Here is a 6383-nt window from a genome sequence, read left to right as displayed (position 1 = left end):
GCCGAGCTGACCGTGATCCTCGTCGACGCCCGCAACGGCGTGGTCGAACAGACCCGCCGGCACGCCGCGATCGCCGCACTCCTGCGCGTCCCCCATGTCGTGCTCGCCGTCAACAAGATGGACCTCGTCGACTACCAGGAGACCGTCTTCGCCACCATCGCGAAGGAATTCACGGCTTACGCAAGCGAACTCGGCGTCCCCGAGATCACCGCGATCCCGATCTCCGCGCTCACCGGTGACAACGTCGTGGACGCCTCGGCGAACATGGACTGGTACGGCGGCCCCACCGTGCTCGAGCACCTGGAGACCGTGCCGGTCAGCCATGACCTCACCTCCTGCCACGCCCGTTTCCCGGTGCAGTACGTGATCCGGCCGCAGACCGCCGAGCATCCCGACTACCGGGGCTACGCGGGCCAGATCGCGGCCGGGACCTTCCGGGTCGGTGAGAGCGTGACCGTGCTCCCCTCCGGCCAGACCTCGAAGGTCTCCGGGATCAGCCTGCTCGGCACCCCGGTGGATGTCGCCTGGACCCCGCAGTCGGTGACCCTCCTGCTGGAGGACGACATCGACATCTCACGCGGCGACATCATCGTCCCCACCGCGGACGCACCCGCCACCACCCAGGACGTGGAAGCGACCGTCTGCCATGTCGCCGACCAGCCGCTGGCGGTGGGCCAGCGGGTGCTGCTCAAGCACACCACCCGCACGGTCAAGGCCATCGTCAAGGACATCCCGTCGAAACTGACACTCGACGACCTGTCCCAGCACCCTGCGCCCGGGCAGCTGGTGGCCAACGACATCGGCCGGGTACGGGTCCGCACCGCCGAACCCCTCGCCCTCGACTCCTACGCCGACTCCCGCCGCACCGGCTCGTTCCTGCTGATCGACCCGTCCGACGGCACCACACTCGCGGCCGGAATGGCAGGCGAATCCTTCGCCACCGCCAAGGCGGCTCCCGTCACGGACGACGACGGATGGGACTTCTGACCATGTCCGGTTTCTACGCGACCTTCGCCAAGGAAGGCGGCCGCGTCGGCAGCGGCTCCCTCGGCGCGGGCACGGGCGGGGTGACGCGATGTGCGCGATGACGTACGCGCACTGCCTGCGCGCCCACACCCCCCGCACCGCGCACCACCGAAGACCAAGACGCCGACATCCCGGCCACGCCGACTGACCGCGTGACCGCCGGGCCTCCGAGAGGAAACGCCTCCCGTGCCTGCCACCACCCGAACCCCCGCCCTGCGCCGCGGTGTCGCCGCCGCCGCTGCCCTTCCGCTGCTGGCCGTGGCCCTCACTGCCTGCGGCTACGGCTCGAAGGCCGATGACACGAAGGACAGCACGTCCGAGGTGGCGGCCGGGGGCAGGAAGCTCTCCGCGGACACCGTGAAGATCGGCTACTTCCCCAACCTGACGCATGCCACCGCCCTGGTCGGCATCCAGGAAGGCCTGATCCAGAAGGAGCTGGGCGGTACCAAGGTCGCCACCCAGACCTTCAACGCCGGCCCCTCCGAGATCGAGGCCCTGAACGGCGGCTCGATCGACATCGGCTTCATCGGGCCCTCCCCCGCGGTCAACGGCTACGCCAAGTCCAAGGGCCAGGCGCTGCGCATCATCTCCGGTTCCGCGTCGGGCGGGGTGAAGCTGGTGGTCAACCCGGACACGATCAAGACCCTGGACGACGTCAAGGGCAAGAAGATCGCCACCCCGCAGCTCGGCAACACCCAGGACGTCGCGTTCCTCAACTGGGTCTCCGGGAAGGGCTGGAAGGTCGACGCACAGAGCGGCAAGGGCGATGTGTCGGTGGTCCGCACGGACAACAAGGTGACGCCCGATGCCTACAAGTCCGGCTCCATCGACGGTGCCTGGGTGCCGGAGCCGACCGCGTCCAAGCTGGTCGCCGAGGGCGGCAAGGTGCTGCTGGACGAGACCTCGCTGTGGCCGGACAGGAAGTTCGTGATCACCAACATCATCGTGTCGCAGAGCTTCCTCAAGGAGCACCCGGACGTGGTCGAGGCCGTGCTGCGCGGCACGGTGAGGACCAACACCTGGATCAAGGCCAACCCGGACCAGGCCAAGGCATCGGCCAACGCCGCGCTGAAGGAGCTCAGCGGGAAGGAGCTGAAGCCCGAAGTCATCGACCCGGCCTGGAAGTCCATCCAGATCACCGACGACCCGCTCGCGTCCACGCTCCAGGCGCAGGCCGACCACGCGGTCAAGGCCGGTCTGCTGGACGAGCCGGATCTGGGTGGCATCTACGACCTGACGCTGCTGAACAAGGTGCTGAAGGCCGAAGGACGGCCCGGGGTGTCCGACGCCGGACTCGGCGCCAAGTAGCGACGCCACGCAGCCGACAGCCCGTACGACCGAACCACTCCGCTCCCAGGAGGTGACGACCATGGCCACCACGCTCGCCAAGGCCGCCGACGACGCCACCGCCACGGTGGTGCCGCACGCCGCCCGTATCGCGCACGTCTCGAAGTCCTTCACAGGACCGGCCGGACCACAGCTCGTCCTGGACGACATCAGCCTCGATGTCGCACCCGGCGAGTTCGTCACCCTCCTGGGAGCCTCCGGGTGCGGAAAGTCCACCCTGCTCAACCTGGTCGCCGGCCTCGACCGCCCCACCACAGGAACCATCGAGACCCCCGGCGGCCGACCCGCCCTGATGTTCCAGGAACACGCCCTCTTCCCCTGGCTCACCGCCGGCAAGAACATCGAACTCGCCCTGCGACTGCGCGGGGTACCCAAAACCCAACGCCGCGACGAAGCCGAACGACTGCTCGGACTCGTCCGACTCTCAGGCGCCCACCGCAAACGCGTCCACGAACTCTCCGGCGGCATGCGCCAGCGCGTCGCACTCGCCCGCGCACTCGCCCAGGACAGCGACCTCCTGCTCATGGACGAACCCTTCGCCGCACTCGACGCGATCACCCGCGACGTACTCCACGAGGAACTCACCCGCATCTGGCGCGAGACAAACGTCTCCGTCCTCTTCGTCACCCACAACGTGCGCGAAGCCGTACGCCTCGCCCAACGCGTCGTCCTGCTCTCCTCACGCCCCGGCCGCGTCGCCCACCAATGGACCGTCGACATCCCCCAACCCCGCCGCATCGAGGACTCCGCCGTCGCCGAGCTCTCCGTCGAGATCACCGAACAACTCCGTGGGGAGATCCGCCGCCATGGCCAGCACTGACACCGAGCTCGAGCCCGCCAAGGCCACGGCCACCGGGGAGGCGGCGTCCCAGCGGACCGACGACTTCGCCGGACTCGAAGCGGGTCTCGACGCGCTCGACACCGTCCAGGCCCATCGCACCCCGGTCCGCCAGGTGCTGGTGGGCAAGGTGCTGCCGCCCACCGTGGCGGTGGCGCTGGTGCTCGTGGTGTGGCAGCTGCTGGTGACGCTGAAGGTCACCGATGACTACAAGCTGCCGCCGCCGTCCGCTGTATGGGACAGCGTGTCCGGAATGTGGCTCCAGGGCACCCTGCTCGAGGTGATCTGGACCAGTGTGTCGCGCGGTCTGCTCGGCTTCCTGCTGGCTCTGGCCATCGGCACACCGCTCGGCCTGCTCGTGGCCCGGGTGAGGTTCGTCCGCGCCGCCATAGGCCCGATCCTGTCCGGACTCCAGTCGCTGCCGTCGGTGGCCTGGGTGCCGCCAGCGGTGATCTGGCTGGGGTTGAACGACTCGATGATGTTCACGGTGATCCTGCTCGGTGCCGTGCCGTCCATCGCCAACGGTCTCGTGTCGGGCGTGGACCAGGTGCCGCCGCTGTTCCTGCGGGCCGGACGCACCCTCGGCGCCACCGGCCTGAAGGGCACCTGGCACATCGTGATGCCCGCCGCGCTGCCGGGCTACCTGGCGGGACTGAAGCAGGGCTGGGCCTTCTCCTGGCGCTCCCTGATGGCCGCCGAGATCATCGCCTCCTCCCCCGAGCTGGGCCTGGGGCTCGGCCAGTTGCTGGAGAACGGACGCAACAACTTCGACATGCCCGGGGTGTTCCTCGCGATCATCCTCATCCTGATCGTCGGCATCGCCATCGACCTGCTGGTCTTCAGCCCGCTGGAACGCTGGGTGCTGCGCAGCCGCGGTCTGCTCGCCCGGAGCTGATCCCCATGCACGAACCCGTACTGCTCGTCATCGCCCATGGCAGCCGCGATCCGCGGCATGCCGCGACCGTGCACGCCCTGGTGCGGCGGGTACGGGCCCTGCGGCCCCGGTTGCGGGTGTCGACCGCGTTCCTGGACTTCAACGCCCCGGCCGTGCCGCAGGTGCTGGAGCGGATGGCGAACGACGGCGTCCGGGACGTGGTGGCACTGCCGCTGCTGCTGACCCGCGCTTTCCATGCCAAGACCGACATCCCCTCCGTACTCGACGCCGCCCGGGCCCGGCACCCGCGGCTGCGGATCGTCCAGGCGGATGTGCTCGGCCCGTCGCCGCTGCTGCTGGACGCGCTGGAGCGGCGGCTCTACGAGGCCGGGCTGACCCCGGCCGACAAGCGCTCGACCGGGGTCGTCCTGGCCTCGGCGGGCTCATCCGACCCGGAGGCGATCGCAGTGATCGCTGAAATGGCGCGGGAGCTGCGGCACACCGGTTGGTGCGCCGTGCGGCCTGCGTTCGCCTCCGCTGCTCTGCCACGCACCGAGGACGCGGTGCGCGCGCTGCGCGCCGATGGGGTGCGCCGGGTGGCGGTCGCTCCCTATGTGATCGCCCCGGGGCGGCTTCCGGACCGTATCGCCGACGGCGCCGGGTGCGCGGGCGCTGATGTGCTCGCGGACGTACTGGGCCCCGCCCCTGAGCTGGCCGGGCTGCTGCTCCAGCGCTATGACGAGTCCCGGGCGACAGCCCTCCTGGCCCGGCTCCCGCTCCGGGCCCTGGGGCTCGCGCGGACGGCCGTACGGGCGGCGGGGGCCTGAGGCCCCCGCCGGCGGGGGTCACCAGGTGTGGGCGACGTCCACGATGAGCTTGTCCCCGGACTGGAGCACCCGGAACGGCAGCCTGGCCCGCACGCCCAGGCCGATCTGGGTCTGGCCCTCGAAGCTGGCGCCGAACTTGGTGTCCTTGAAAGTCCTGTACCCGGTGAGGTCGACACCCGGCAGGGGCTTTCCCGCCTTGCCCGGATAGGTCGGGCGCATGTTCTCCGGGTCATAGCTGGGCGCGGAGACGAACACCTGGAGGATGGCACCTCCCCCGACCGGTATCGGCTCACCGGAGCCGTCCTGGTGGAACGCGTCCACATAGCCGACGTGATAGCCGAGCTTGGCCTTGGCGCCGCTGATGTCGAACACCATGCGGTCGTAGCACGTGCCCCGGCTCGTCGTGATGTTCTTCAGCGGCTTCCCGTCCGCGTCCGCGGCCGTCTTGGTGCCGCTTCCCCAGGGCGTCGAGCACGCCGCGACCGACGGCGGCGCCCTCTGCGCGGTGGGACACGGCCGACGCCGGTCCCACCGCACTCGCAAGGCCTGCGGTGGCGAGCGCCAGCGCCGCGCCCGCTGTCCATGAACGTCCCATGACCTACTCCCGACGTGGATATGTGACAGGTACACACAGTGAGACGTTGGGAACATGCGCTGGTTGACTGATTCCCCGTTCCGGCCATCACAAAGGCCGAAACGAGCACGCGGTGTCAGGCCGGGTTCAGCTTCCCGGTCCGGGTGCGCTTCAGCTCGAAGAAGTCGGGGTGGCCCGCGAGCACCCGGAAGCTGTCGAAGAGCTTGCCCGCCTCTTCACCGCGAGGGATCGAGTTGAGCACGGGACCGAACCAGACGGCTCCGTCGACATGGATGGTCGGTGTACCGATGTACTCCCCGGACACCGGGTCCAGACCGGCATCGTGGCTGCGGCGCACCGCGTCGTCGTAGGACTCGTCGTGCGCGGCGGCGGCAAGCCCGGCCGGCAGTCCGGCCTCCGCCAGGGCGTCGGCGATCACCGCGTCGAAGTCCTCGTTCTTCTGCTGGTGAATCCGGGTGCCGAGGGAGGTGTAGAGACCGCTCAGCACCTGCTCCCCATACTGCTCCGCCGCGGCGACCAAAACCCTGACCGGCCCTATGGTCCGGTCGATCAGCGCGCGGTAGCCATCAGGGAGTTCGTTGTCCATGTTGTGGAAGTACAGACTCATCGGGCGGAACCGGACATGGATGTCGCGGTGCTGCTCCACCTCCAGGATCCAGCGGGAGGTGATCCAGGCGAAGGGGCAGGCGGGGTCGAAGTAGAAGTCGACCTGAGCTGTGTGGTCGGTGGTCATGGAGATGACCCTAGAGGCTGGAGTGACCCGGGACCACGGACATCGCCCGGCCCTTCGGAGCCAGGAATACCTCCGGGTAACTACGGCTGGAAACAGCGGTCCATGACCGGAAAAATGCCTACCAGTCGCAGAACGACCGTCCA

The 6383-nt window shown here is 69.2% G+C and carries 7 protein-coding genes; 5 read left to right on the top strand and 2 right to left on the bottom strand.

All coding sequences use genetic code 11. The annotated features are described in order from the left end of the window. From ABZ532_RS20220 to ABZ532_RS20200, 5 genes are all read left to right on the top strand, one after another. Window positions 1-987, top strand: a 987-nt coding sequence (locus tag ABZ532_RS20220) for a GTP-binding protein (protein WP_361285155.1), incomplete at its 5' end; no start/stop codon positions are given. A gap of 225 nt (window positions 988-1212) precedes the next feature. Then, window positions 1213-2334 carry an aliphatic sulfonate ABC transporter substrate-binding protein gene (locus ABZ532_RS20215; protein WP_361285152.1) on the top strand — a complete coding sequence of 374 codons (1122 nt, stop codon included), beginning with the start codon at window positions 1213-1215 and terminating at the stop codon, window positions 2332-2334. 61 nt (window positions 2335-2395) lie between these two features. Further along, a complete protein-coding gene (locus ABZ532_RS20210; RefSeq protein WP_361285149.1) occupies window positions 2396-3193 on the top strand; it encodes an ABC transporter ATP-binding protein in 798 nt (265 codons plus the stop codon). After that, the gene (locus tag ABZ532_RS20205; RefSeq protein ID WP_361285146.1) at window positions 3180-4106 is read left to right on the top strand and encodes an ABC transporter permease; all 927 of its coding nucleotides are present in this window, start codon (window positions 3180-3182) and stop codon (window positions 4104-4106) included. The genes ABZ532_RS20210 and ABZ532_RS20205 overlap by 14 nt, the downstream gene beginning before the upstream one ends. Window positions 4107-4111: 5 nt before the next feature. Then, entirely contained in the window at window positions 4112-4912 is an 801-nt protein-coding gene (locus tag ABZ532_RS20200; RefSeq protein ID WP_361285142.1) for a sirohydrochlorin chelatase, read from the top strand. A gap of 18 nt (window positions 4913-4930) precedes the next feature. Here ABZ532_RS20200 and ABZ532_RS20195 read toward each other — a convergent pair whose 3' ends face one another. Continuing rightward, complete coding sequence (locus tag ABZ532_RS20195; protein WP_361285140.1) at window positions 4931-5287, bottom strand: hypothetical protein; 357 nt, start codon at window positions 5285-5287, stop codon at window positions 4931-4933. Between the two features lie 335 nt (window positions 5288-5622). Continuing rightward, window positions 5623-6240: a DsbA family protein gene (locus ABZ532_RS20190; RefSeq protein ID WP_361285137.1), complete on the bottom strand. Its 618-nt coding sequence runs from the start codon at window positions 6238-6240 to the stop codon at window positions 5623-5625. Between the last annotated feature and the right edge of the window lie 143 nt (window positions 6241-6383).

The organism is Streptomyces sp. NPDC019396 (assembly GCF_040632375.1).
Lineage (GTDB): Bacteria > Actinomycetota > Actinomycetes > Streptomycetales > Streptomycetaceae > Streptomyces.
The sequence above is the reverse complement of the archived record's forward strand: the minus strand, read 5'-3'. Positions and strand labels throughout refer to the sequence as shown.

What these genes read in the sequence shown, in the direction of transcription:
- ABZ532_RS20210 (WP_361285149.1), top strand. Translation starts at nt 2,396, where the DNA reads ATGGCCACCACGCTCGCCAAGGCCGCCGACGACGCCACCGCCACGGTG.
- ABZ532_RS20205 (WP_361285146.1), top strand. Translation starts at nt 3,180, where the DNA reads ATGGCCAGCACTGACACCGAGCTCGAGCCCGCCAAGGCCACGGCCACC.
- ABZ532_RS20200 (WP_361285142.1), top strand. Translation starts at nt 4,112, where the DNA reads ATGCACGAACCCGTACTGCTCGTCATCGCCCATGGCAGCCGCGATCCG.
- ABZ532_RS20195 (WP_361285140.1), bottom strand. Translation starts at nt 5,287, where the DNA reads ATGGTGTTCGACATCAGCGGCGCCAAGGCCAAGCTCGGCTATCACGTC.
- ABZ532_RS20190 (WP_361285137.1), bottom strand. Translation starts at nt 6,240, where the DNA reads ATGACCACCGACCACACAGCTCAGGTCGACTTCTACTTCGACCCCGCC.